35 protein-coding genes are annotated in these 24756 nt (G+C 31.0%); all 35 read left to right on the top strand.

Annotated elements, in window-relative coordinates; translation table 11 throughout:
• The coding region (locus tag V2W16_RS08855; RefSeq protein WP_425353960.1) for a hypothetical protein at positions 1–195 on the top strand (195 nt) is incomplete at its 5' end.
• A gap of 16 nt (positions 196–211) precedes the next feature.
• Entirely contained in the window at positions 212–415 is a 204-nt protein-coding gene (locus V2W16_RS08850) for a hypothetical protein (RefSeq protein WP_329384574.1), read from the top strand.
• Positions 416–881: 466 nt separating this feature from the next.
• Positions 882–1226, top strand: coding sequence for a hypothetical protein (locus V2W16_RS08845; RefSeq protein WP_329384571.1), 345 nt, complete (start codon positions 882–884; stop codon positions 1224–1226).
• A 445-nt stretch (positions 1227–1671) separates the two neighbouring features.
• Complete coding sequence (locus V2W16_RS08840; RefSeq protein ID WP_329384568.1) at positions 1672–2088, top strand: hypothetical protein; 417 nt, start codon at positions 1672–1674, stop codon at positions 2086–2088.
• Positions 2089–2170: 82 nt separating this feature from the next.
• Positions 2171–4387, top strand: a complete 2217-nt coding sequence (locus tag V2W16_RS08835) for a P-loop NTPase fold protein (RefSeq protein WP_329384565.1) — start codon at positions 2171–2173, stop codon at positions 4385–4387.
• A 246-nt stretch (positions 4388–4633) separates the two neighbouring features.
• Entirely contained in the window at positions 4634–4972 is a 339-nt protein-coding gene (locus V2W16_RS08830; protein ID WP_329384562.1) for a hypothetical protein, read from the top strand.
• A 1-nt stretch (position 4973) separates the two neighbouring features.
• On the top strand, positions 4974–5351 hold the full coding sequence (locus V2W16_RS08825; protein WP_329384559.1) for a hypothetical protein: 378 nt from the start codon (positions 4974–4976) through the stop codon (positions 5349–5351).
• Complete coding sequence (locus V2W16_RS08820; RefSeq protein WP_329384556.1) at positions 5338–6588, top strand: PBSX family phage terminase large subunit; 1251 nt, start codon at positions 5338–5340, stop codon at positions 6586–6588. The genes V2W16_RS08825 and V2W16_RS08820 overlap by 14 nt, the downstream gene beginning before the upstream one ends.
• Complete coding sequence (locus V2W16_RS08815; protein ID WP_329384553.1) at positions 6588–7940, top strand: phage portal protein; 1353 nt, start codon at positions 6588–6590, stop codon at positions 7938–7940. Before V2W16_RS08820 ends, V2W16_RS08815 begins: the two co-directional genes overlap by 1 nt.
• Positions 7921–9498, top strand: a complete 1578-nt coding sequence (locus V2W16_RS08810) for a minor capsid protein (protein WP_329384549.1) — start codon at positions 7921–7923, stop codon at positions 9496–9498. The genes V2W16_RS08815 and V2W16_RS08810 overlap by 20 nt, the downstream gene beginning before the upstream one ends.
• Positions 9495–9803 carry a hypothetical protein gene (locus V2W16_RS08805; RefSeq protein ID WP_138268344.1) on the top strand — a complete coding sequence of 103 codons (309 nt, stop codon included), beginning with the start codon at positions 9495–9497 and terminating at the stop codon, positions 9801–9803. The genes V2W16_RS08810 and V2W16_RS08805 overlap by 4 nt, the downstream gene beginning before the upstream one ends.
• Positions 9804–9824: 21 nt before the next feature.
• Positions 9825–10007: a hypothetical protein gene (locus V2W16_RS08800; RefSeq protein ID WP_138268343.1), complete on the top strand. Its 183-nt coding sequence runs from the start codon at positions 9825–9827 to the stop codon at positions 10005–10007.
• A gap of 11 nt (positions 10008–10018) precedes the next feature.
• Positions 10019–10276, top strand: a complete 258-nt coding sequence (locus V2W16_RS08795; protein WP_329384544.1) for a thioredoxin family protein — start codon at positions 10019–10021, stop codon at positions 10274–10276.
• Positions 10257–10475, top strand: a complete 219-nt coding sequence (locus V2W16_RS08790) for a ribosomal-processing cysteine protease Prp (protein WP_329384541.1) — start codon at positions 10257–10259, stop codon at positions 10473–10475. The genes V2W16_RS08795 and V2W16_RS08790 overlap by 20 nt, the downstream gene beginning before the upstream one ends.
• 121 nt (positions 10476–10596) lie before the next feature.
• Positions 10597–11193 carry a DUF4355 domain-containing protein gene (locus tag V2W16_RS08785; RefSeq protein WP_329384576.1) on the top strand — a complete coding sequence of 199 codons (597 nt, stop codon included), beginning with the start codon at positions 10597–10599 and terminating at the stop codon, positions 11191–11193.
• A gap of 4 nt (positions 11194–11197) precedes the next feature.
• Complete coding sequence (locus V2W16_RS08780; protein WP_329384538.1) at positions 11198–12097, top strand: hypothetical protein; 900 nt, start codon at positions 11198–11200, stop codon at positions 12095–12097.
• A gap of 9 nt (positions 12098–12106) precedes the next feature.
• Complete coding sequence (locus tag V2W16_RS08775; RefSeq protein ID WP_329384534.1) at positions 12107–12445, top strand: phage head-tail connector protein; 339 nt, start codon at positions 12107–12109, stop codon at positions 12443–12445.
• Positions 12442–12756: a hypothetical protein gene (locus V2W16_RS08770; protein ID WP_329384531.1), complete on the top strand. Its 315-nt coding sequence runs from the start codon at positions 12442–12444 to the stop codon at positions 12754–12756. Before V2W16_RS08775 ends, V2W16_RS08770 begins: the two co-directional genes overlap by 4 nt.
• Complete coding sequence (locus tag V2W16_RS08765; protein WP_329384528.1) at positions 12743–12955, top strand: hypothetical protein; 213 nt, start codon at positions 12743–12745, stop codon at positions 12953–12955. The genes V2W16_RS08770 and V2W16_RS08765 overlap by 14 nt, the downstream gene beginning before the upstream one ends.
• Before the next feature lie 287 nt (positions 12956–13242).
• Complete coding sequence (locus V2W16_RS08760) at positions 13243–13395, top strand: hypothetical protein (RefSeq protein WP_253230127.1); 153 nt, start codon at positions 13243–13245, stop codon at positions 13393–13395.
• Position 13396: 1 nt separating this feature from the next.
• A complete protein-coding gene (locus V2W16_RS08755; protein ID WP_329384524.1) occupies positions 13397–13804 on the top strand; it encodes a DUF5072 family protein in 408 nt (135 codons plus the stop codon).
• A gap of 11 nt (positions 13805–13815) precedes the next feature.
• A complete protein-coding gene (locus tag V2W16_RS08750) occupies positions 13816–14616 on the top strand; it encodes a phage major tail protein, TP901-1 family (protein ID WP_329384520.1) in 801 nt (266 codons plus the stop codon).
• A gap of 4 nt (positions 14617–14620) precedes the next feature.
• Positions 14621–14929, top strand: a complete 309-nt coding sequence (locus V2W16_RS08745) for a hypothetical protein (RefSeq protein ID WP_329384516.1) — start codon at positions 14621–14623, stop codon at positions 14927–14929.
• Positions 14930–15141: 212 nt separating this feature from the next.
• Positions 15142–15342 carry a hypothetical protein gene (locus V2W16_RS08740; protein WP_329384512.1) on the top strand — a complete coding sequence of 67 codons (201 nt, stop codon included), beginning with the start codon at positions 15142–15144 and terminating at the stop codon, positions 15340–15342.
• A gap of 1 nt (position 15343) precedes the next feature.
• Positions 15344–17308, top strand: a complete 1965-nt coding sequence (locus tag V2W16_RS08735; protein WP_329384509.1) for a tape measure protein — start codon at positions 15344–15346, stop codon at positions 17306–17308.
• A gap of 145 nt (positions 17309–17453) precedes the next feature.
• A complete protein-coding gene (locus V2W16_RS08730; protein WP_329384506.1) occupies positions 17454–17981 on the top strand; it encodes a hypothetical protein in 528 nt (175 codons plus the stop codon).
• 1 nt (position 17982) lies between these two features.
• The gene (locus V2W16_RS08725) at positions 17983–18840 is read left to right on the top strand and encodes a hypothetical protein (RefSeq protein ID WP_329384503.1); all 858 of its coding nucleotides are present in this window, start codon (positions 17983–17985) and stop codon (positions 18838–18840) included.
• Positions 18834–19823, top strand: coding sequence for a Gp37-like protein (locus tag V2W16_RS08720; protein WP_329384500.1), 990 nt, complete (start codon positions 18834–18836; stop codon positions 19821–19823). Before V2W16_RS08725 ends, V2W16_RS08720 begins: the two co-directional genes overlap by 7 nt.
• Positions 19824–20657 carry a hypothetical protein gene (locus tag V2W16_RS08715; protein ID WP_329384498.1) on the top strand — a complete coding sequence of 278 codons (834 nt, stop codon included), beginning with the start codon at positions 19824–19826 and terminating at the stop codon, positions 20655–20657.
• 9 nt (positions 20658–20666) lie between these two features.
• Positions 20667–20948 (top strand): DUF2977 domain-containing protein, encoded by a 282-nt coding sequence (locus V2W16_RS08710; protein ID WP_329384495.1) that lies wholly within the window; start codon positions 20667–20669, stop codon positions 20946–20948.
• Positions 20938–21390: a hypothetical protein gene (locus tag V2W16_RS08705; RefSeq protein ID WP_329384492.1), complete on the top strand. Its 453-nt coding sequence runs from the start codon at positions 20938–20940 to the stop codon at positions 21388–21390. Before V2W16_RS08710 ends, V2W16_RS08705 begins: the two co-directional genes overlap by 11 nt.
• Positions 21391–21847: 457 nt before the next feature.
• Positions 21848–22147: a hypothetical protein gene (locus V2W16_RS08700; RefSeq protein ID WP_329384489.1), complete on the top strand. Its 300-nt coding sequence runs from the start codon at positions 21848–21850 to the stop codon at positions 22145–22147.
• Positions 22134–22859, top strand: a complete 726-nt coding sequence (locus V2W16_RS08695; RefSeq protein WP_329384486.1) for a peptidoglycan-binding protein — start codon at positions 22134–22136, stop codon at positions 22857–22859. The genes V2W16_RS08700 and V2W16_RS08695 overlap by 14 nt, the downstream gene beginning before the upstream one ends.
• 38 nt (positions 22860–22897) lie before the next feature.
• Entirely contained in the window at positions 22898–23167 is a 270-nt protein-coding gene (locus V2W16_RS08690; RefSeq protein ID WP_329384483.1) for a phage holin, read from the top strand.
• A gap of 172 nt (positions 23168–23339) precedes the next feature.
• On the top strand, positions 23340–24755 hold the full coding sequence (locus V2W16_RS08685; RefSeq protein ID WP_329384480.1) for an AAA family ATPase: 1416 nt from the start codon (positions 23340–23342) through the stop codon (positions 24753–24755).
• Position 24756 lies beyond the last annotated feature (1 nt).

Genomic DNA, 24756 nt, shown 5'->3' with positions numbered 1-24756 from the left:
CTACAGTTTTATAATTTTTATGAAAGTAAAAACTGGTATGTAGGTAAGAATAAAATGACAGACTGGAAAGCAAGTATAAAATCCTGGGAACAAAACGAAAAAGTCAAAAAAAGTAACAGTACAAAAGAAACAATTAAAGCCGATATTGATTATGAATATTACGATGAAAAAGACATTATAGAAATGATGCAGTAACAAGAAAGGTATAAGTATGATTGATTTTTTAATATACAAAACAAAATATCATCGATTAAAAAACAAGCATGATGAGTTAAAGGAAGAGAACAAAGAACTAAAGCAAATTATCAAAGGTTTAAAGGCAGAAGTAAAGAGACTTGAAGAGTTCACCTTTGATGAATACATGGAAAACAACGAAGTTAAAGAGGAGTTAAAGATTATGAAAGGGGAAGTTTAAGGGATTCTCCCTTAACAACCCAATATTAAGGGGTGTTACCCCTTAACAACCCCACGACTTTTTTACTCGTCTAAAAAAGTCGAATAAAAGGGCGCCACTGGGCGTGGAGCCTTTAACGCATCGGGATTTCATAGAAAATCTACCCGATTTTCATATGAACCGATGCTACCGCCACCCCAAATAGTTTAGATAGATGTTTTATTTTGAGGGGTGGGACATTGTAGTGAGATTAAGGTTTTACTTTGGCTGGGGATAAAAGTTTGTTTAATATGAATAAAAAAATGGAGGTTAATTATGCAGATTAAATGCGAAAATTGTAAACACAAAAAAAATACAGACAAGATAAATTACATATATTGCTATAAAAACAAGAGTACAAAATATAAAAATGATTACTGTAAGAGTTTTAAAGGTATTTTGTTAAATAACGATGAAACAACTATGAGGATAAGTTTGGAGAAATAAAATGGGACGTTGGAGTGAAATAGAGATAGATTTTTTAAAGAATAATTACGGTATACTTTCCGCAACCGAAATTGGAAGGCGAATTAATAAAAGAGAAAGCACCGTAAGAGCTATGGCATCAAGACTTAAAATATCAAAGCAGAATGAAGAAAATCTTTTAAAAGGCTGTAGTGGTTGTATCTTTTTAGGCAGATTTGGCAATGGAACTAATTATTGTAATTATTTATGCATAATGGGTAAACGTAGAGGATGTAATATTGAAGATTGTACAAAGAAGCTTACTAAAAAAGAAGTAGATGAAGTGTTTTTAAAAAAAGTTAAAGAAGCAAAGGAAAAGGAGGAGTAGACAATTTAAGGGAGAATCCCTTAAAAACCCGACATTAAGGGGTGTTACCCCTTAAAAACCCCACTCTTTTTTTGCTTGTCCAAAAAAAGAGGTAAAAAGGACACTTCTGGGCGAAGTGCCTTTAACGTATTCCAAAGCTTTCTAAAAATACTACCCGTATTTTTAGAGCTGGAATACTACCCCAACCCTGACCAGTTTATTAATTTTATGTTATGGGGTGAGACATCATAGTGAAATTAAGGTTTTATTTTGAATTATGTTTATTTGGTTGGGTATAAAAGTTTGTTTAATATGAATTATAAAAATTTTAGGAGGTAAGGAGTAATGTGAAGAAAATAATTTTTATTATATTGATGTTTCTAATATCAGTATTTTTAATAGCAGCAACCTTTTACATAAAAGGAATGATTTTACTTTTTTATCTATTTTTAATCGGAGGTATGAGTTGAACACAAAAGACATCGAAAGGATACTTTACTTATATCCTTTAAGGAAAAAACAAATAGAAATCGACAAATTAAAATTAAAAGAATTAAGACTTACGGGAGATATTTCTTCCGTAAGTTTTGATGATGTGAAAGTAAATACCTCTAATATAAATAACATCACCGAAAACAAGGTAATAAATTATCTTGAAAAAAGAGAAAGAATAGAAAAAAGGATAAGGCTTAATGAGTTATTTTGTGAAAGGGTGGAAAAAGGTTTAGAGCTGCTTGACGATACGGGAAGAAAGATTATTGAAGGAAAGTATTTTTTTAGGTGTAGGGATTATGAGGTGTATAACGGTTTGAACTTATCTTCTTCTTGTTATTATAGGAAGAGGAGGGAGGATTTGGAGATGGTTAGAAAATTGTTTGATTAAGTACTTTAATGGTGAAAAAAAACTTTATCATGATATAATATAAAAAACTTATTTTTTATAAATTAAATGAGGGAGAAGTCCTATGTATTATAATGATAAACCTATTAAACAATTTGATGAAGATGTACTCGGAAGAGCATCTTTTGCAAAAAATTTAGCAACAGCTTTAACAAACCTTAAAGGAGAAACTTATACTATTGGTTTATATGGCAAATGGGGAAGCGGAAAAACATCTATAATTAATATGATGTTAAAAGAACTTGAAAATCAGGGAAAAAATAAAAATGATGATGATAAATTTATTATTGTTAAATTTGAGCCGTGGAATTTCTCTGATAATGAACAGCTTATTAATCAATTTTTTATAAGACTTGCAAGTGAGTTTCGTTCAAAAGAAGATGAAAAAAGAGACCAAATAGGAGATGCTCTTATAAATTACTCTTATGCTCTTGAATTAAGCAAGTTACTTCCTTTTGCAGGTAGTGTTATAGCACCTGTATTAATAGGTAGTACAAAAAAATTGGGAAAAAAATTAAAAAATAACATAGATGAAAAAGATATAATAAAACAAAAACAGTATGTTATAGATCGTTTAAAGAAAAATAGGAAAAATATTCTTATTATTATTGATGATATTGACAGATTAAGCAGTGAGCAAATAAGACAGGTATTTCAACTTGTAGCATATGTTGCAAATTTCCCAAATACAATATATTTATTATCTTTTGATAAAGATGTTGTGGTTAAATCTCTTGAAAAGGTGCAAGAAGGAAATGGTGAAGAATATCTTGAGAAAGTAATTCAAATGCCTATTCAAGTTCCTAAGATGAAAAATAATGTTGTTATAAATATTCTTATTGCTAAACTCTCTCAAATAATCGATATTAATAATTTAGATGAAAACGAATATAAATATTTTATTGAGTCGTTAAATTATATTTCTCCGTTTATATCAGGGATAAGAGATGTAAACAGGCTGTATAATACATTTTATTTTAAGTATAAAGGAATTGCATCAGAAATTAATTTTACTGATATGTTATGCTTAATATTTTTAGAAATTAATTTTAATAAGGTTTATGAATGGATAAAGAACAATAAAGATTCTATAACTGCACAATACGTTATTGTGAAGGAGAGTGAAAATAGTGATGAATTGTATAAAAGATATTTTGATATCATAAAAAATCTTATTTATGCTGATAATATTATTAACATTGAAAATGAAAATAGAACAAGAAATATATTAAACTTAATATCTTATATTTTTCCTTACATAAATTATCAAATAAATATATTTTCTAATTATTATCAAATAGATGATTATTTGAAATATAATAGAATTGCTCATCCTGATAAATTTGATAGATATTTTTCTCTTGATATCGATGATAATGATATAAGAAGTAACGATATTTTAAATGTACTACAAATATTAAATTATGATCAATTAAAAGAAATTTTTATTAGTTATTATAATAAAGGTGTTTTATATGATTTTTTTGAAGAAATTAAAGTAAGAATAAGAGAGATAGAAAAAGAGCGAATAAAAATTATATTGAATGTTTTGATTGATTTTTCTTTTTACTTAAATCGTGGAAATCCATATTTAGGAATTTTTCCAGAAGATAACTTTGATAATTTTATTTTAGACTTAATTAGAGGATTACCTAAAGAAGAAAGGTTCATTTGTATTAAAGAACTGATAAATAGAGGTAATCTTCAATCATTATATACTTCAACAAAAATTGTTATTTTGATTGAATGGGGATATGGAAGATTAACTGACACAGGAATAGAATATGATTTAAAAAAAGTAATTACATTGGATGAGTTATTTAATATAGAAGAGATGTTTAAAGAAAAAGTAAAAAGAGAATTAGATTCTTTTAGTTTATTTTTATTTGCTGAATGGAAATATATATTTTACTTGATAGAATCTTTTGATGAAGAATATATAAAGACATATGTAAAAAAAATGTTTCTTGATAAAAAGAATATTATAAAATTTATTGAATATTTTGTGGGTCATTACGTAGGTAGTTCATTTAATGTTGATAAAGATAAATATGAAAAATATTTGTCTAAAGATGAAATTATTAATGCAATTAATGAAATTAAGAAGTCAGAGGAGTTCTTTGATTTAGAAGAATATGTTCAGTATTGTTGTGCTGCTTTTATTTTAAAAAATAATAAAAAAGTTAATGATTTTGGTTATGTTAGAGAAAACGATATTAAAGAGTTATTAGAACAATGGAAAAAAGAGTATGAAGAAAATAATAAATTATTAACTGAATAAATACAACTTACATCAAACAAGGAGATTTCTGGCAGAAAAATGGCAGAATACCGGCAGAAAAAATTTCAAAATCCATGCTACAATAATATAAACAAAAGAAGGCAAAGATAAATTCTTTGTCTTTTTTATTTATGGAGAATATCGGGAAACAACATCACGGATAAGGTTTTGGGGTTTTGAGTGATGAAAAAGAATAATTAAAGGATAGGCTTAGGCTTATCCTTTTTTAGTTAAAAGGAGAAAAGGATGTATAAAATTAAAATTAAAGATTATGAATACAAAATAATAGAAACATCTAACAAAAAAGATAAAAGACTTTGTTACACTGATGAAAATAATTTTGCAATAGGTACTTGTAATGTATTTAAACAGGAAATAGTTGTTTTAAGTACATTATCAAAAACAAGATTTAAAAAGACACTTATCCATGAAATTACTCATGCATTTTTAGAAGCTTATGGATTTAAAGATAATGTGTTTAATGAAGAGGAAGTTTCATATTTTAACGAATATTATATTGAACAAATAATGGAAATAGCTAATGCTTATATGAACCATAAAAATAGAAAGGAGCGAAAAAAATGAAATGCCAAAAGAAAATAACTTAATACCTTTAAATGAACGAACAAAGAGCGAACAAAGAGAAATTGCAAAAAAGGGCGGTATTGCATCGGGAAAGGCAAGAAGAAAAAAGAAGCTTTTAAGACAGATATTAGATGAAATCGGAGAAAGCAGACTAAATACCGATGAAGCAAAAGACATTGCAAAGGCTCTTTCAATAAATAAAAGGGATGTTACCTATGATGTTGCCATAATGTTTAAGGCAGTAAATGAAGCACTTAGTGGAAATATTAAGGCAATGGAATTTATAAGGGATACAAGAGGACAAAACAATAAAAACGACAACGGAGTAAATATAGATATAACAATTCCCGTATTTAAAGGAGAGGATGACCTTGAATAAAAGGGATGTTTATCTTCCTGATATTATCGGCAAAGGATACGGTGAGTTCTTTAGATTTAAGGGAAGATACCTTGTGGTAAAAGGTTCAAGGGCAAGCAAGAAATCAAAGACAAGTGCCATAAAGATAATATACAACATGATGAAGTATAAGGGAGCAAATACCCTTGTTGTAAGAAAGACATACAGAACCTTGAAAGATTCATGCTTTATGGAGCTTAAGTGGGCTGTAAAAAGGCTTGGAGTTGAGTATCTATGGGAGGAAAAATTGTCTCCCCTTGAGATGACTTATAAACCCACTGGACAGAAGATTTATTTTAGGGGGCTTGATGATCCACTGAAAGTTACTTCCATAACGGTAGAAAAAGGTTCTTTATGCTTTGGCTGGCTTGAAGAAGCATACGAAGTAACAAAGGAAGAGGATTTTAACATACTGGATGAATCCATAAGAGGAAAGCTTCCAAAGGGACTTTTTAAACAATGGATAATAACCTTTAACCCCTGGAATGAACACCACTGGTTAAAAAAGAGGTTTTTTGATATTAGAGATGATGATATTTTACCTCTTACAACTACTTATAAATGCAACGAATGGCTTGATAGCAGCGATATAAAACTCTTTGAAGACATGAAAAAAAATAACCCAAGAAGATATCAAGTGGCAGGGCTTGGAAACTGGGGGATTATTGACGGACTAATTTATGAAAACTTTGAAGAGAAAGCATTTGAACTTAAAGACATAATAAACTTTGATACCATAAGCGGACTGGATTTTGGTTATACAAACGACCCTACCGCTTTTTTTATTGGATTTATTGATAAAAAGGACAAGAGAATATTCATATGGGATGAATTATATGAAAAAGGACTTTCAAACAAGATGATATATGAAAGGATAAGAGATATGGGGTATAAAAAGGAAAAGATAACAGCTGACAGTGCAGAGCCTAAAAGCATTGACGAGCTTAGAAACTACGGTCTTAAAGTAAGAGCATCTTTAAAAGGAAAAGACAGCATAATGCACGGTATACAGTTTTTGCAAAATTACAAAATAATAATTCACCCAAGATGCGTAAACTTTCTAATGGAAATATCAAACTACACCTGGGATAAGGATAAGTTCGGAAATAAGATAAACAGGCCCGTTGATGATTTCAATCATTTAATGGATGCACTTCGCTATTCGGTAGAAAAATATCATAAAAAGGTAACATATAAAGAAATAAAAGGAGGGATTTAATGAGTAAGATTCAAAATTATGTTAAATTTATGGAGCCTAAGGGAACGGATGTAACAATAGATTTAGTTAGGGAATATATAAATAAACATCAAAAACTTGCTAGTAGCAGATATGAAATATTAAAAGATGCATACCTAAACGATTATAAAATATATACCATGAAAGAAAAGGAACCCTGGAAACCTGATAACAGAATATCCGTAAACTTTGCAAAATATATTACAGATACAATGAACGGCTTTTTTATGGGTATTCCCGTAAAGACTATATCTAGTGATGAAAAGGTTAATGAATATATAAAAACCCTTGAAAGTTACAATAATCAAGAGGACCAAAACAGCGAACTAAGTAAAATATGCGATATATACGGACACGGTTATGAAATATATTATATTGATGACTTTGGTAAAATGGCAATATCATTCTTCTCTCCCTTAGAGGGATTTATGATATACGATGATGATATAAACTCTTCTGCCATATGCTTTGTAAGGTATTATAAAGATAGCGATGAGAACATAGTCGGAGATGTTTATACCAATAATCATAAAATAAGTTTTACCAGTGAAGGCGGATACAGATTTTTAGATAAAGGAAGTATTCACGGTTTTTCTACAATTCCGGTAAACGAGTTTTTGGAAAACGAAGAAAGACAGGGGATATTTGAAAATGTTCTTCCTATGATTGATGCGTATAATAAAGCATTATCGGAAAAGGCAAACGATGTTGATTATTTCGCAGATGCATATATAAAGGTTTTAGGGGCTGAGCTTGATGAAAAGGGTATAAAGCATATAAGAAGCAACAGGGTTATAAATTTTGAAGGTGACAGCTCTGATTTAACAGTGGAATTTATGCAAAAACCAAGCGGAGACACTACGCAGGAAAATCTCATTAATAGGTTAGAAAGATTAATTTATCAAATATCAATGGTGGCAAACATAAGCGATGAGAATTTTGGAACAAGCTCGGGGATTGCTCTTAAATATAAACTTCTTGCCATGAGTAACCTTGCAAAGACAAAAGAGAGAAAGTTTATAGCGGGAATGAACAGAAGATATAATATTATATTTTCAAACGTAAGTGTTACGGGACTTCCAAAAGATGCAGAACTTACTCTTTCTTATGAATTTCATTTTAATTATCCCGCAAACCTTGAAAGCGAGGCAACTGTGGCAGGTCAGCTTAGCGGAATAACATCAAAGGAAACACAGTTAAAAGTATTAAGCATTGTGGATAATGTTGATGATGAAATAAAGAAAATGGAAGAAGAAAACGACAGCATTTCTTATAATACCGATTATCCCACAAACAGAACCTTAGAGGAAACAGATGAATTACTGGCAGAATAGATATGAAAATCTAAAAAAGAATATGGAAAAGGACGAAGACAAACTTAAAAAGAAGTTGTCTTTTTTTTATGACAAAGAAAGGGTAAGTTTGGAAAAAGAAATAGCTTCCTTTTATCAAAGATACGGAGAAAATAACATAATAGAATACAGAAACTTGCTTCAAAGTCTATCTATGGAAGAAAAGGATATGTTAATAAAAAGGGCTGATGAATTTATAGAGAAATATCCAAAGTATAAAAATATCCTGCCCGTTAGAGAAAACATATATAAACTAAACAGATTGGAGGGTTTAGAGTATTCTATTCTTTTAAAGCAGTATGAAATAGGCGTAGTTGAACAAGAAGAAATAGAAAATCATTTAAGAAAGTATGCACTAAATGGTGCAAACATAACATACGAAACCTTGGGATTTGGAAAGAACTTTCTTTCAATAAACAGCGATGTAATAAGTAAAATCCTTGATAATTCATATGCGGGAGAAGAAAACTTTTCAGACAGGATTTGGAATAATAAAAAGAAACTTGCCGATTATTTAAATAAAGACTTCGCCCAATCTGTAGCAAGAGGCGACAGTTATGATAAATGCGTTAAGGCCTTAAAGGAAAGATTTTCAAAGGTAACGAGAAATGACTGTTACAGGTTGATATTTACGGAAGGTACATATGTTTTAAACGAAAGTGCAATTACACCCTTTGAAGAAGATTTTGAAAGTTATGAGATTTCTACGGTGGGAGATGGCAGAGTATGCAGCATATGCACAGGTATAAAAGGGAAGGTATTTAATATAAAGGAAAGAACCCCCGGAATAAATTTCCCGCCCTTTCACCCTTGGTGCAGGTGCAGTTTTGAAGTAGTTGTTGATGATTGGGATAAGTGGCTTGAGGAGTATGAAAGTAAGCATGGTAAGAGCGGGGATATAATTAAAAACAGGCTTGATAACTATGATAATATTTCAAATAGAGATTATAAAGAAGTTTCTTTTGATGAGTTTAAAAATATGCATCATTCTATAAGTAAAGAAGAACGTAAAATTTTGTACGGACGTAGTCATTTTTCAGGTTATATTAATTCAAGTAATGCCAAAGATATAAATGATATAATCAGAAAGGGTAAGACTTTAGGATACGATTTTCAAAAAATTTCAGATACTTTATCTTCAGTTATACGAAAAAATAAAATAAATAGTGATATAATTGTTTATAGACATATAAAAGAAGATGGGTTCGAAAGCATAACAGGGATTAAATTCCCTAAAATGTCTTTGCTTAAAAATAAGAAAGAAACATGGGAAGAACTTCAACAGGTGGTTTCAGATGTTGAGATTGGTAGAATTTACCAAGAAAAGGCTTTTATGAGTACTTCAGCTGTTAAAGATAAAAATGTAATGCAGAAAAAAAGAATCCATATGAAAATAAAAGTTCCAAAGGAACGATATGGATATATTACAACAAATAAAAAAGAATCTGAAATAATTTTTGATAGACCTCAAATAAAAATTGAAAATGTAATATTAAATGATGATTGGTCAATTACAATAAAAGGAGTTATGATTGGATGAAAAAAGAGAGAAAAAAAGAATTAGATAATCTTTGGAATAAAACAAGAATATGGCTTCTTATGGAAGACTGTTCTCTCGAAAAAGAAAAAGAATTGTTTTCCGGTATAGAAGAATATAAAGGAACAGGCTTAGAAATACCTGTGAATGCAGAAAGCTATGAAATGGAAAAAGTCGCTGAGATTTTAGGTAAAGCACTAAATTCAAAAGATGAATGCTATGAGTATTTAGAGAGTTTTAACGAAAAATTTATGGATGCTATTTATAAGACGTCATTTGACAGTATGATATTTAAATATTTTAATTAAAAAATTAAAAAGGAACTAAACATGATAATAAACAAGGAACTTTTAGATAAATATAAAGAACTTTTTAAAGAAGATTTTCCTACTTTTCCTTTTAGAAGCATGGGGATAGAAAAAATAGAAGAAATTTTAAAGCATTGTATAAAGGAAGAAAAAGATGTGTATATTCTTGGATATTTATCTAATGAAGAAGATGTATATTACTAAAAAGGAGCAAAATGAAAGAAGATTTAAATATTATTATTTTAACCACAAATTGGTGCCCGCACTGCAGGAAAATGGAAAGGGTGCTTGATAATTTAGGATTAAAATACAAAAACTATGACATATATAAAAACAGTGAAATAACAAATAAATATCCTTTGTTAAAACTGCCGACTACCTACTTTTTAAAAGGGAAAGAGGTAGTTTTTTTAATTAAAGGAACAAAGGAAGAAGAGGAGGTGAAAAGTCTTATTGATAAGTATTTTGTTTGATGATGAAAGTTTAGAAATAAAAGCAAAGGGACACGCTGGTTATTACATTAAAGGATATGATATTGTGTGTGCAGGGGTATCGAGTTTAATAGAAAATTATAAACTTTATGAAAAGAATAAAGAAGTATATGATTTTTTAAAGTTTTCTTTATGTAACTTAGAAGAGAGTTATCCAAATAATGTAGAAATTATTAGGTAGCTCTTTTTTATTGTCCAAGCATTTAAGACATAAAAAGGTATGGAAAGTCCAAGCATTTATGACTAAAAAAGATATGGGGTCCAAGCATTTAAGACTTTAAAAAGAATATGGAAAGGAGAAAATAATATGTTTTATTAATTTACAAAGATTTTCAGGAGAGGGCGAAAATTTAGAGCAAAACCAAAATGAAAGCACAAAAGAAGAAAAAAACGAGGAGGTAAAAGAAAGTAAGGCAAAATATACCGACGAAGATTTAGACAGGATTATAAACAAGAAATTTGAAAAATGGCAGAGGGGAAAGGACAAGGAGATTGACGAAGCAAAGAAACTTGCACAGATGAACGAAAGAGAAAAAGCCGAATATGAAAGGGATGAACTAAAAAAAGAACTTGAAGAATATAAAAACAAGGAAAAGTTATCTCAAATGAAAAAGACCGCAAGAGAAATCCTTGAACAAAAGAGTATAAACATATCTGATAATCTTCTTAGCATGTTTGTTTCAACCGATGCCGAAGGAACAAAAAAAGCCGTGGAAGATTTTTCAAAAATGTTTACATCTACGGTTGAAGAAGAAGTGACAAAAAGACTAAAAGGAAATACTCCAAAAGCAGGAAGTGTTCCCGGAATAACAAAAGAGGACATTTTTAAGATTAAAGACAGAAATTTAAGACAGAAAAAAATTAGAGAAAATATAAATTTATTTGAAAAGGAGAGATAAAAATATGAATAAAATTGATTTACAAAAATATGCGGCAGAAACCAATACAACTTTAACAACTGATTTAGAGCCGGCTATTTCTATTGATTTTACATCGAGAATAGTATCTAACATTAAGGAATTACAGGAGGTTTTAGGTGTAAGCGAACTTACTCCAATGAGTGCGGGAACAGATATTAAAATCTATAAAATGACAAAAACAAATACACCTTCACAGGTTGGAGAAGGGGAAGACATCCCGCTTACTAAAATCGAAAGAAAGCTTGCAAATACAATTTCTTTAACACTTAACAAATACAGAAAAAATACTACTGCAGAAGCCATTCAAAAGGTCGGCAGAGATATGGCCATAAACAAAACAGATGAAAAAATGACATTTGAAATTCAAAAGGATATTAAAAAGTCCTTTTACGATACTTTAAAAACAGGAAGTGGAACTGCAAGCGGTACAAATTTACAAACAGCCCTTGCAGCTTTATGGGCAAAACTTCAAGAATACTATGAAGATATGGATATTGACCCTATTTATTTTGTAAACCCGACAGATGTTTCAGATTATTTGGGAACTTCTCAAATTACTATGCAAAACACATTCGGTTTTACTTATATTGAAAACTTCTTAGGACTTGGTACTGCCATGATTACACCTAAAGCGGAAAAATTAAAACCTATCGCAACGGCAAAACAAAACTTAAACGGTGCGTATGTTCCAATGTCTGGAGATCTTGGACAGACTTTCAATTTAACATCAGACGAAACAGGACTTGTTGGTATGACACATCAAAACGTATTAAAAAATGCGTCAGTTGATACTTTATTACTTTCAAGTGTTAAATTCTACCCTGAATTTGTTGACGGAGTATTTAAGGCAACTATTACTCCCGTAAGTGAAGCAAGTGAATAATAGATATTTATGGATGATATTTTAAATAGAGTAAAACTAAGGGTTAATAATGTTTCCCTTAGTGATGAAGTAATAAGTGAATATATTAAGACTGTTTACGACAGGCTTTGTTTAAGGTTAAAAGAAGATATTCTGCCTGATATTTTTTATTCTGTCTGCGTGGATGCAGTAGTTAAAATGTATAACCGTATTTACTATGAGGGAATAAGCTCTGAAAGTGGGGGAAATATTTCCACTTCCTTTGTTGAAGATATATTAAACGAATATAACGGTGAGATAGAAAGTTATATAAGTTTAAAGAAAAACAATAACGAAGACGGAACGAGAAAGGTAGTAAGATTTTTATGAAATGGGAAGAAATAGAAGTCTTGGAAAAAGTACAAACAGGAGAAGATAAACTTTTAAATCCTATTTTTAAGCTTGATATAAAAGGTAAAACAAAAGGAAGATTATCTGACTGGACATTGGAAGAGACTAATACCTATGGATATGATTACACTAAAAAGACTTTAAAAGCCTTAATAATTCCAAGCATAAGTATAAATTTAGATAATTTAATAAGATTTGATAATAAGAAACATGAAATCTTGTATATCATAAATTCTTCCCCTCGCTTTAATATTCTTCATTTAAAAAGGTTGAAAGATGATACATATTAAGTTTGAAGGAATAGAAGAGCTTGAAAGAGAGCTTAAAAGGTTAAATGAAGTTAGGTTTGAGGGAATTGTTACAAAAAATCTTACTCAGATGTTTAACAGAGCCAAAAGCCTTACTCCCGTAAAAAGCGGTGAACTTAGGCAGTCGGTTTCAAAAGACAAGGAAGAAGTAGGGTATACAAAGGATTATGCGCTTCAGTAAATGTGACGCATGTAAAATCGGGCAAAAACGGTGGACACTAAACTTATAATGTATAAAGAGAGAAGATTTATAAGCATGTCAACACCGTGGTAAATCAGTAGATTGCGAAAGGCTATTGATCACCGTAGAGCGTACCGAATGAATAAATATAATTTCGGCAAGAGTGCCCGAAACAAAGGAAGAATCTTATACAGATTCTTTTTTTGTTATGATGTACGCCGAACCGAGAATGAATTGACATTCTGTAATGCGAGGAAACTCCCGGAAATAAAGGATAAAAAGCCTTTATGATAACACAAGCACATGTTGAATACGGACACAGAGTAGTAATACACGGTAAACAGGTTGGATATGTGAACGGGCAATATTTTTTAAAAAAGAATGTAGATATTCAAAGGGATATTTATAAAAAGGATTTGATAAAAGGTTTAGGAAAATAAAATGTTAAAACAATTAAACTATACGGATTTAATATCTGCTATTCAAAAGAGAATAGAAGAGAATACAGGGATAAGGTGTTACGATATGGTCCCCATAAATGCACCGAGTCCCTTTTACTATGTTGAAATAATTGGAAAAAGAAAAAGCGACACGAAGACTATGTTTTGCGAAACTTATAATGTGATGATTCATGCACTTAGTAAGGCTTCATCTTCAAGTATCGGTATATTTGATTTAATAAACAAACTTGAAGAGGCAATGACGGAAGATATAGCTTTACCTGAAGGGTTTAACCTTATTATGCAGACACAAATTTCAATGAATAACTTAATAACAGAAGAAACAAAAGAAAAACACGCAATATTTCAGTATGATTTTAAAATTTCATACGGTTTTAAGTGTAAATAATAGGAGGTAGTATGAAAAAAATAAATTTACAAAAATACGCTTTAGAGTTTGACGGCGGGGAATACTGTAACTTTTCTGCTGCAGCATCAAGAGCCATTGCAGGTAAAGACATTTTACTTGCAATTTTTAATTTAGACGGTTCAAAGTTACTGGCAATCAGCGGACAACAAAATTTAACAATAAACAGAACAAAAGACAGCATTGAAATAACTTCAAAGGATACCGTGGGAGGTTGGAAGTCAAAGATTGCAGGAATGAAAGAGTGGAGTATTGATAATGACGGGATTTATATTGCCGATGATGAAAGCCATAAAATCCTATCAAACGCATTTGAAGACGATACACCTCTTTGTATTAAAATTGTTAATTTAAAAACACAAAAAGGTTTATTCGGTGGACTTGCAACCCTTACGGATTATTCACTGGAAGCACCATACGATGATTCAATGACTTATTCCATTTCTCTTGAAGGTATGGGAGCTTTGGTTGATTTAAGCGAAAACCCTCCTGTTCCCGATACTATGCCAAGCGGTGAAAATTCTCTTGAAGGCTTAACTGTTGTATCCGTTGCGGGAACAAGCGGTAAAACAAAAGTATATGTTAATCCGATAAAAGAGGGTAGCAATGCTTATAAATATCAAATAGGACAAAGCGTTACTTTACCAAAGTATGATGATGATTTATCTACGCTTACTGACTGGAACGGGGAAGATGAGATTGAAGCTGTAAGCGGAAATAAGATATTAATTGTAGAATGTGAAAATAATAAAGCAAGAAAGGCAGGAACTGCCACCGTAACGGCAGGAGAATAATTATATGTTAGAGATAAACGGAAAAACTTACGAACTTAAATATACTGTTGGAAGAGTAAGAATGATAGAGGATACTCTTGGAATTTCTTTAATGGAAACAATGGTTAATTCAAAGGGAATGCTCAGTATTTCAAAACTTTGTAACTTTATCGCTTTTGGGCTTAAAGAAAAGGGTAAAGACGGATATGTTGATTTTAACAAAGGCATGAAAATTGCCGATGAACTTTTAGAGAAAAAGGGATATGCCAATATTACTACAACAGTAATTGAAACAATTCAGAGAGACTGTCCTTTTTTCTTCCAAGCCGATTAGTCGATTTTGAATATCTTGTAAATGATGAAGAAGATAAAGAGTATGAAAAAGAAGCAAAGCCTTATCAAAGAGATATAGACTTTGCTTTTTTTGCTGTCAATTTAGGTTATTCAAAGGAAGAATACGAAAGCCTTACATATAAAGAAATTGCCTTTATAAAAAAAGAATGGGAAAACAAAGTCATTACCGATAACTTCCTATTATATAAGGCTGTGCTTACTGCTTTTTACAATGTAAACAGACCAAAAGGGAAAAATCCGTTAAAACTTTGGAAAAAGAAACCTAAAAAAGTAAAAAAAGAAGAATATCAAAACAATATAAAAATTATAGAAGATATGGAAAAAAGAGAGGGTAAAAGCTGGGTTTACAAGATATATAAGGCTAACGGTATAAAAAATAAGAAAGGAGGATAATATGGCTGATTATACACTTAGTGCAAAAATTACGGCAGATAGTAGTAATTTTCAAAAGGCAATATCAAAAGTTCAAGCATCTTCTGAAGCATTTGAAAAGAAAATTCCATCATCTTTAAAAAATGTAAATCAACAATTTGGAAAAAGCTTATCTCAAATTGCTGAAGAAAGTGGAAAGACAGTTAATGAGTTAAGAAGTGATGTAATGAAATCTGCAGCAGAATATCAAAAAGCGGGTATGACTAAATCAGAAGCAATGAAGAAAGCTTATGCTGATATTGGATATTCTTCAAAACAATCTTCAAATCAGCAAGTGGAGGATCTTAATAAAGTTTCTACAAAATTAGATAATATATCAAAGAAGTTTTCAAATATTGGTTCAACTCTTGATAAGGTAGGAGGAAAACTTACAAGTTCGATTACTAAACCAGCAATGTTAGCTATAAGTGCGTTGTCGGGAATCGCTCTTGTAAAAGGTTTTGACAGGCTTGTTGGGATTGATAATGCTAAGGCAAAGTTAAAAGGATTAGGGCATGATGCTAAAACAGTTGAAGAGATTATGAACTCTGCTACCATATCGGTAAAAGGAACTGCATTTGGACTTGATGAAGCTGCAACTACTGCGGCAAATGCTGTGGCAGCAGGTATAAAACCAGGTAAAGAACTTACCAAATATTTAAGTATGACTGCAGATGCGGCTGCTATTGCAGGTGTTTCAATGTCTGAAATGGGCTCTATTTTAAACAAAGTACAGACAGGGCAGACTGTTTATACTGAAGATTTAGAACAGCTTGCAGATAGAGGACTGCCTGTATATCAATGGCTTGCAGATGAGGCAGGAATTGCTGCATCAGAAGTAAAACAGCTGGCAAGTGAAGGTGGAATATCTTCTAAAATGCTATATTCCGCTATTGAAAAAAATATAGGCGGAGCAGCAAAGATAATGGGAGAGACTTCTTTTTCTGCTTCTCTTGCAAATATAGGAGCATCTCTTTCCAGGATAGGTGCAAACTTTTTAGATGCAGGCGGCAAAGGTGGAGGTTTTTTCTCTCAGTTAAAACCACTAATGAGTGAGTTTACTTCTTATCTTTCTACATTGGAAGTTAAGGCAAGTGAACTTGGTGTAAAATTTGGAGAAAGCTTTTCAAATGTAGTAAATAAAGTAAAGGGTATAATAACATGGTTTAACTCTTTAACTCCTGTAATGCAGGCTGTTGTAGGAAAAGCTGCAGCTTTTGGGACTGTCTTTATAGTATCTATTGGTCCCATTCTATCAATATTAGGAAAAGTATTTTCTTTTATTGGTTCTGCTACTGGTGCATTTGGAGCTTTAAGTGCAAAAATAGCTGAAATCGGAGGTCGTAGTGCGGTTTTAAAAGCCGTATTCACCGCCTTAACGGGACCTGTGGCAATAGCTATTGCTTCAATAACGGCAATTATCGGTGTTATTACGTATTTAATGAAGACAAACGAAAGCTTTAGAGCTAGTGTTATGAGTGTTATAAATTCCGTTATGACTTCCGTTCAGTCTGTTTTATCTGCTTTAATGCCGATACTTTCAAATATTGCAAATACTATAGGTTCTGTTATAGGCTCGACTCTTCAAAAACTTGCTCCTGTTATATCAAATATAATAAGCATGATTGGTGGATTTATTACAAGTGCGGCACCTATTATTACAAACTTTTTAAATACCATTGCTCCTAAAATTCAAACTATTATAAGTGCCATAGCAAAAGTCGCTATGACTGTGACAAGTGCACTTATGCCTATTATTCAAACAATAATAAGTATTATAGGTTCAACTGTTATTCCTATTATTTTAAAAATTTTAACGATTGCTACATCGGTTATAGGGGGAATAATAAGTGTTGTAACTCCTATAATTTCCTTTATTGCAACGGTTATAACAAACATAATAACGGTTTGTTTCATCTATAATATCAGCCGTAAGCACTATATTTAATACGGTTAAAAGCATTATTACAACAGTATGGAATGGTATAAAAACGGTAATAGGCGGAGCAATTAGTCTTATTATAAGCGTAATTAAAAAAGTTATTTCTCCTGTCACAAGCACATTTAATAAAGTAAAAACAATTATTACCAATGTGTTTGACAAAATAAAAAGTAAATGGAATGGGCTTACAGGTGTTGTAAGAGGTATTTTTGATTCCATATCGGGGGCTGTATCGGATGTTGTTGGAAAAATAAAAGGAGTTATAAATTCCGTTATAGGAAAGGTAAATACGGTCATTGGAGTTATTAATGACATAGGGGGTATTGTAGGAATAAGCATAAGCACTATCCCTTATTTGAAACGAGGGACTGATAACTGGCAGGGCGGCTTTGCTTATATGAATGAAGCAGGAAGAGGAGAGCTTACTTATCTTCCAAACGGTTCTCAGGTAATCCCTCACGACTTAAGCGTTAAATATGCCAAAGAATCTGCAAGGCTTAATAACAACACTTCTTCTTTTGATGTTTATGCTTTAGGGGAATATATAGTAAGTGCAGTATCAAATCAGGGAAGTCAGATTGCAAGTTCCCTTGAAAGAGGAGTAGGTAATATAAGAATGGTAACAGATAACAGAGAAGTGGCAAGAATGGTCTCTAATCTTGGATTTAGGAGGGGATAAGATGAATTTTTATTATGTAAATTCTAATAATGAAAAGATAGATTTTACCGATTATCCTTATGTTTTTCAGGAAGGAGACCTGCTTGATTATTCCTGGAATTATGAAACACAGGAAAATACCGACATAAACAAAATAACTTCCTTTAAAAAAGGCATAACACAAAAAAGCATAAAAATAGCCGTTATTCCTCCCTTTGATATGACAAAAAAGGAAAGAGAAGAAAAAATAAAAGAATACTTTAACCATATATTTGAAGTGTTTGAGTATGACATTATAAATGACAGTGACGGTAAGTTATACACTGACACGGGATATTATCTGCCTTGCAGAATATATGAATCAACAAAGTCCGACTGGAACATGGGACTCCCTTTTATGTTTAATGACTTTAAGGTGGTAAGTGCAAATCCATACTGGATAAGAAAGCAGCAAAGAGATTTTACAGGGGCAGAAAGTTCAAGTGTTAAGGGACTAAACTATCCTTATAATTACCTATATAATTATACCCCTGTAAAAAGAGGTATAAGTTATTGGCAGACAGATAACTTTTCATATAGTGATTTCGAGCTTATTATATATGGTCCTTGCATCAATCCGAGAATACTTATAAATAATTATCCTTATGAAGTATTTGATACCCTTGAAAATTATGAATATTTAATAATAAAAAGCGTAAACGAAGAAAAAAGCGTAATAAAATACAGAAACAACGGAACAACACTTAATATCTTTGATTTAAGGGGAAAAGAAAACAGCGTATTTAACAAAATACCTCCAGGAAGACTTACTTTTAACTGGAGAGGAGATTTTAAGTTTACTCTAAAATTATACGAAAAAAGGAGCGAGCCGAAGTGGTAATAATAGCAGACAGCAATGGAAGGGAAATAAAATATCTTAAGTATTCAAAATTTGATTTTGACCTTGGGGATACGATGGATTTTACTATTACCATTTCTCCCATAGATTATGATGAAAGTATTAAATACGGTAATATTATTTTTATTCCAAACAGCGAATATGCGGGAATAATCGGAGGTATTGAAACTAACACAAGTGATAACACCGTTATAATAAAGGGATATTGTCTTAGGGGAATATTAAATAAAAAAGTTATAGTTCCACCCAAAAATCAAGCATATAAACAGGTAAGCGGAGAGATTAATTCCATAATAAAATCACTTATTGATGAAGAGGGCATAGGCTCTTTTTTTAGTGTCTCTGAAGTTGATACGGGTATAAACATAAGTAATTTTAAGTTTGACCGATACTGTACTTTGCTTAAGGGAATTGAAAAGATGCTAAAAAGCGTAAATTATAAATTAAGCATTAAATACATTCAAGGACAAAAGGGAGAAAGGGGGTATGCTCTTCTTTCTTCTACTCCCATTATAGATTATTCTGATACTTTGGAACTTTCACAGGATAATTTGCTGGACTTTATATTTAAAGAAAATAACAACGGAGTAAACCACCTTGTATGTTTAGGTAAGGGAGAACTTACTGACAGGGTGGTAATAGATTTATATGTAGGGAAAAACGGAGAGATAACTGAAAATAAATACTACAAAGGGCTTGAAGAGATAGCAGAAGTTTATGAAGATACAAACTCGGAAAGTGATGAACTAAGGGAAAGAGGAATTGAAAAACTTAACGAGCTAAAAAACACCAAGACTTTTAGTATGGATATAAACAGTTTAAATATAGATATTGAAATCGGGGACATAATCGGCGGAAGAGACTATATAACGGGAAACAGTTTAAAAAGCCCGGTAGTAAACAAGATATATACAGTGGATAACGGACAGAAAAGCATAGAATATAAAATAGAAGGAGATGATTAAATGGAATTAATAACAGGTTATCAGTTAGAAGATCATGTTACCTCTCTTCAAGATGCAATGTGGCATAGAGGAATTTGGAAAGATGACTGCATTATTTCTGTTGGAGAGAATTTAAAAGCAGAGATTACAACTAACAACGAAATAAGAGTAAGAAGCGGAATATTAAATATGCAGGGCAAGTTCTGTTCTATTGATATGAACACCTACGACAGTCTAACCATAAACAACGGAACTGCAGGGGAAAATAGAATAGATTTAATCGTTGCAAGGTATGAAAAGAATAACGAAACACAGGTTGAAGATGTACGTTTAAAGGTAATACAAGGTACACCCTCATTAGATACACCGTCTGTTCCAAGTTATACAGAAGGTAATATTGATAACGGAGATTTAATCGCAGAACTGCCTTTATATGAAGTACATATTGAAGGGATAAATATAACTAAGGTTGAATGTGTAATAGAAGTGCAGCCTCCTGTAAGCTTAGCAAGAAATAAATTATTTGAAGGCGCAATTAAAACGGGAGATATAACTTTAAACGATAATATAAGTAATTATAGATTTTTAATTATAGGATGTTCAGCTGTTAGCGGAACTTCGACATATACTTTCGGGCTATATTTTGTTATATCAGACACTCCAAAAGTTCAAGTGGTTGCTTTTTTTGGAAATCCAGATCCACAACACCATGTTACATATTTTGGAAAATTTATAAATTCAACTCCTAATACATTAACTGTATCACAGGCAGTAACTAATGTTATTCATAAGGCAGGTGAAAATCATAGTGGTTCTGGGGAATGTTTTATTACAGAAGTTATAGGTATAAGGTAGGTGAAAAAAATGAAAATAAGTTTAGATGAGAATAAATATATTGTTGCTTATGCAACTGTAGGTGACGTGGAAAACAGTATTGAAGCTAATTTGAGTGTTGAAGATTTTAATAATTTACCATGTTTTTTATATAAATTTGAAAATGGAATATTAACACTTGATGAAGAAAAGAAAAAACAATGGGAAGAAGAACAAAATGAGCCTGAACCTGAACCAAGCGGAAACGATTATGTAACATACGATGAACTGGCAAAGGCTATTAAAGAGGGGGTAAACAGTTATGGAATCTAAAGAATATGTGCTAAATAAAATGAGAGAAGTAGGGCTTAATGCTGCTGCTTCTTTTCAAGAACAAGCACCTGAAATGGACGGAACGCAAATAATTGACAAAGAGGAAAGTATTCCAGATTTTAATCCTGAATTACATCAATATTTAAATTGGAACAAGGGTGAATGTGTAAGGGATAATGATCAAGTATGGCAGTTATTACAGCCATATGACAGCAATACATACAAAGAACATCCCGAAAATTTAAGAGCACAGTGGAGTTTATGTCATACTAAAAATCCTCTTAAAGCAAAACCTTATGTTGAACCTATGGGGCAAAGCGGTATGTATATGATTGATGAGTGTTGTATTGCATCAGACGGAAAAGTTTATAAGTCAAAAGTTGATAATAATGTTTGGGAGCCGACAGGGTACCCAACAGGTTGGGAAGAGGTAACACTTTAAGGGATTCTCCCTTAACAACCCTTATTTAAGGGGTGTTACCCCTTAAGAACCCCACCATATTTTTGCCAAAGCCCAAAAATATGGGAAAAAGGCTTTCACTCAAACGCCGTGAAGGCTTATAACGCATTCCGAAGCTTTCTAAAAATATTACCCATATTTTTAGAGCTGGAATGCTACCACCGCCCTAAATTATTATTGGAGAGGGTAGTATTTAACCATATTTTCATTCATTTGGGCTTGGGGTAGCTTTTCTGCCAGCAAAACTCGGGTAGAGTTTTACGCAGGTATCGAAAAGCGTTGTAAGGCACTTCGCCGAGAAGTGTCCTTTTTACCTCTTTTTTTGGACAAGCAAAAAAAGAGAGGTTTTCGGTTTAAAAATAAAAAACCGCTTAGAAAGGCTTACATAAAGCCTTTTTTTAGTGGTTTTAATAAAAATTTAAAGGAGTGATTTTATGAGATGACAGAGGGGCAAATTACAATAATTATTGCTCTTATAGGTTTAATTTTAACAGTTGTTATTAATATAACAAAGTTTGCGGGAGCGGTAAGCAAGATAGAATCTTCTCTGAATCACCTTAATGATGTTTTAAAAGAGTTAAAAGAAGAGTTTAAGGAAAGCAGAGAAGAATTAGCAATGAAAAGAAAAAGACTTTGGGAGCATAACGAGAAGCAGGATAAAATTTTGGACAGCCATGAAATAAGATTAGTTCAACTTGAACATAAATGTGAGGAGGTAAAAGATATTGTTAAGCATTAAGAATTATCAATCTAATTTAAAATATTATTATGGATTTTATACAGGAGAAATTGACGGAAAGAATGGACCTAAAACAAAGTCAGGTGTAGAAAGTTATCAAAAATTTAAAGGATTAAAAGTAGACGGGATATATGGTCCTGATACTGACAAAGCACTTGTAAATGATGTTAAAGAATTACAACAATTGTTAAATAAACATGGTTTTAATTTGGCAGTAGATGGAATAATTGGAAATGCGACCGTTTCGGCAATTAAGTCATTCCAAAAGAAGAAAGGTTTATCTCAGGACGGTATTGCGGGAAGTAATACCATTAAGGCTTTGAAGAATACATCTTCTTCAAGTTCCTCATCTTCAAAAGTAAATTGGAATAAAGTTAAGTATTTTAAAAAATCAGAGTTTAAATGTCGGTGCGGGGGTAAGTATTGTAATGGATACCCCGCTGAGATGAGTTCAAAACTTATTAATATTTTAGAAGCTTTAAGAGAGTATTTTGGTAAGCCTATAACAATTACATCGGGTCTTAGATGTAGTAAACATAATGCTGCAGTAGGGGGAGTGTCAAATTCACAACATCAATATGGTAAAGCAGCAGATATTTATATTGCAGGAGTAGACAAATCAAAAATTAAGGCTAAAGCTTACGAACTTGGTGCCGCATATTCTTACTATGGCACTGCAGGAATGGGTGAAGCCGTACATATAAATGTTTAACAACACGCAAAAAATGCACATTGAAAGGAGATATTAAAATGAAAAAAATAGATTGGAGTAACATTTCGGCAGGAACAATAGCAAGGACGCTTTTTTTATTTGTAAGTTTGGTAAACAGTGCTCTTGGTATGTTTGGTTTTACATCTTTGGATATTGATGAAAACACAATTTACACAGTTGTAACAGGTTTAACTACCATTGTTTCGGCGGTTCTTGCTTTTTGGAAGAATAACTCTTTTACAAAGGAGGCAATTGAGGCTGATAAGTTTAGAGAGAATTTACTTACTGATGAGAAGATAGGGGGATGATAAAAGGGGCTTAAAGCCCCTTGATTAAAAAAAAGTTCAAAAAAGTGAAAAAAACGTACTAATTTTTTATTAACAATACATTATTTTATAAAATAAATTAAAGTTATATTGATAAAAGTGATTTAATCACATATAATATTATAAGAATTTGTTTTATTAAAAGGAGAATGACATGTTAATTAGATTTAAAGTTAAAAATTTTTTATCATTTAATGATCTTCAAGAATTTGATATGTTAGCGGGTAAAGTTAGAAGTAAAAATGAACATTTATTAATAGATAAAAATATAAAGTTACGTAAATTTGCAGCTATATATGGTGCTAATGCTTCTGGTAAAACAAATTTAATTAAATCAATACAATATGCTCAAAATATTTTAAAAGAAAAAAATTTTAATGTTAATGGGGGAAAATATTGTAAAACAAATAAAAAAAATAAAGAAAACCCAAGCTATTTTGAATTTGAAATAAAACTAAAAGATAAATATTATACTTATGGGTTTGAATTGTTATTGAAAGATTCTAAATTGGTATCAGAATGGTTATATGAACTATTACCTAATGGTGAAGAAAAAAAGATATTTGAATATGATGCAAGTAGTAAAGTTACTGATAAATTAACTTTTGGGAAATATTTTAAATCATCTAAATTAATAGATTTACTAAATGTATATGCTAGGCCTTATAATGATATTGATATTGAAGCCAATGAAATAGATTCTGATTTAGATTCAAATTTGAATGTTTTATTTTTATGTGAAATGAATAATAATAAAGTTTTTTTGTATAAAGAAGAAAAAGAGGCTTTTGTGTTTAGAGATGTATATAACTGGTTATGTAAAAATATAAAGATTGTTTACCCCAATACTAAAATCTTAGATTATTCAAAATGGTATTTTACAAAATCTAATAAAGATAATATATGTGAATTATTAAAAAGCTTTGGGACAGGTATAGAAAGTTTTCATATAGAAGATGTTGATATTAATGAGTTAAATCCTTCAGAAAAAGAAATAATAACACAAATAATATTTAGAGCAAAAAAAACAAGAGAAAAAGCAAAAAATGTAGGATTCCAGGGTGTATTAAGAGGTTCAGATAAAATGTTTATTATAACATTTATAAAGGAAAGTGATAAATATAACATAAATACAATAAAATTTAAGCATATAAATAATGATGATACACTTTATGGTTTAGATGAAGAATCTGATGGAACAATAAGGTTAATGGATTTAATAGATATTTTAATTGATGATAATAAAGAAGATGTTGTATATATAATAGATGAATTAGACAGATCATTACATCCACAATTGACATATAAATTTGTAGAACAGTTTTTTAAACTAACTAAAGGTAATAATATACAGCTTATAACATCTACACATGAATCTCATATTATGAACTTTGATTTACTTAGAAGAGATGAAATATGGTTCGTAAATAAAAATAATAAAGGTGAAAGTAATATATATTCTTTAGATGAGTTTAATGAAAGGTTTGATAGAAAAATTGATAAGGCTTATTTAGAAGGAAGATATAAAGGTATTCCAATATTTGATACTTATTTTCCTGTTAAGGAGTAGT

It is taken from the genome of Anaerofustis butyriciformans (genome assembly GCF_036289385.1).
Taxonomy (GTDB): domain Bacteria; phylum Bacillota; class Clostridia; order Eubacteriales; family Anaerofustaceae; genus Anaerofustis; species Anaerofustis butyriciformans.
Note: the sequence above shows the minus strand (reverse complement) of the source record. Positions and strands in the feature narration are given on the sequence as shown.

Excerpts from the sequence above, each read along its gene's own strand:
- V2W16_RS08815 (WP_329384553.1), top strand. The coding sequence starts at position 6,588 with ATGAGTAAGATTCAAAATTATGTTAAATTTATGGAGCCTAAGGGAACG.
- V2W16_RS08845 (WP_329384571.1), top strand. The coding sequence starts at position 882 with ATGGGACGTTGGAGTGAAATAGAGATAGATTTTTTAAAGAATAATTAC.
- V2W16_RS08700 (WP_329384489.1), top strand. The coding sequence starts at position 21,848 with ATGACAGAGGGGCAAATTACAATAATTATTGCTCTTATAGGTTTAATT.
- V2W16_RS08850 (WP_329384574.1), top strand. The coding sequence starts at position 212 with ATGATTGATTTTTTAATATACAAAACAAAATATCATCGATTAAAAAAC.
- V2W16_RS08800 (WP_138268343.1), top strand. The coding sequence starts at position 9,825 with ATGATAATAAACAAGGAACTTTTAGATAAATATAAAGAACTTTTTAAA.
- V2W16_RS08775 (WP_329384534.1), top strand. The coding sequence starts at position 12,107 with ATGGATGATATTTTAAATAGAGTAAAACTAAGGGTTAATAATGTTTCC.
- V2W16_RS08820 (WP_329384556.1), top strand. The coding sequence starts at position 5,338 with ATGACCTTGAATAAAAGGGATGTTTATCTTCCTGATATTATCGGCAAA.
- V2W16_RS08750 (WP_329384520.1), top strand. The coding sequence starts at position 13,816 with ATGAAAAAAATAAATTTACAAAAATACGCTTTAGAGTTTGACGGCGGG.
- V2W16_RS08830 (WP_329384562.1), top strand. The coding sequence starts at position 4,634 with ATGTATAAAATTAAAATTAAAGATTATGAATACAAAATAATAGAAACA.
- V2W16_RS08755 (WP_329384524.1), top strand. The coding sequence starts at position 13,397 with ATGTTAAAACAATTAAACTATACGGATTTAATATCTGCTATTCAAAAG.
- V2W16_RS08825 (WP_329384559.1), top strand. The coding sequence starts at position 4,974 with ATGCCAAAAGAAAATAACTTAATACCTTTAAATGAACGAACAAAGAGC.
- V2W16_RS08795 (WP_329384544.1), top strand. The coding sequence starts at position 10,019 with ATGAAAGAAGATTTAAATATTATTATTTTAACCACAAATTGGTGCCCG.
- V2W16_RS08710 (WP_329384495.1), top strand. The coding sequence starts at position 20,667 with ATGAAAATAAGTTTAGATGAGAATAAATATATTGTTGCTTATGCAACT.
- V2W16_RS08705 (WP_329384492.1), top strand. The coding sequence starts at position 20,938 with ATGGAATCTAAAGAATATGTGCTAAATAAAATGAGAGAAGTAGGGCTT.
- V2W16_RS08805 (WP_138268344.1), top strand. The coding sequence starts at position 9,495 with ATGAAAAAAGAGAGAAAAAAAGAATTAGATAATCTTTGGAATAAAACA.
- V2W16_RS08780 (WP_329384538.1), top strand. The coding sequence starts at position 11,198 with ATGAATAAAATTGATTTACAAAAATATGCGGCAGAAACCAATACAACT.
- V2W16_RS08770 (WP_329384531.1), top strand. The coding sequence starts at position 12,442 with ATGAAATGGGAAGAAATAGAAGTCTTGGAAAAAGTACAAACAGGAGAA.
- V2W16_RS08735 (WP_329384509.1), top strand. The coding sequence starts at position 15,344 with ATGGCTGATTATACACTTAGTGCAAAAATTACGGCAGATAGTAGTAAT.
- V2W16_RS08685 (WP_329384480.1), top strand. The coding sequence starts at position 23,340 with ATGTTAATTAGATTTAAAGTTAAAAATTTTTTATCATTTAATGATCTT.
- V2W16_RS08745 (WP_329384516.1), top strand. The coding sequence starts at position 14,621 with ATGTTAGAGATAAACGGAAAAACTTACGAACTTAAATATACTGTTGGA.
- V2W16_RS08760 (WP_253230127.1), top strand. The coding sequence starts at position 13,243 with ATGATAACACAAGCACATGTTGAATACGGACACAGAGTAGTAATACAC.
- V2W16_RS08765 (WP_329384528.1), top strand. The coding sequence starts at position 12,743 with ATGATACATATTAAGTTTGAAGGAATAGAAGAGCTTGAAAGAGAGCTT.
- V2W16_RS08690 (WP_329384483.1), top strand. The coding sequence starts at position 22,898 with ATGAAAAAAATAGATTGGAGTAACATTTCGGCAGGAACAATAGCAAGG.
- V2W16_RS08810 (WP_329384549.1), top strand. The coding sequence starts at position 7,921 with ATGAATTACTGGCAGAATAGATATGAAAATCTAAAAAAGAATATGGAA.
- V2W16_RS08835 (WP_329384565.1), top strand. The coding sequence starts at position 2,171 with ATGTATTATAATGATAAACCTATTAAACAATTTGATGAAGATGTACTC.
- V2W16_RS08715 (WP_329384498.1), top strand. The coding sequence starts at position 19,824 with ATGGAATTAATAACAGGTTATCAGTTAGAAGATCATGTTACCTCTCTT.
- V2W16_RS08725 (WP_329384503.1), top strand. The coding sequence starts at position 17,983 with ATGAATTTTTATTATGTAAATTCTAATAATGAAAAGATAGATTTTACC.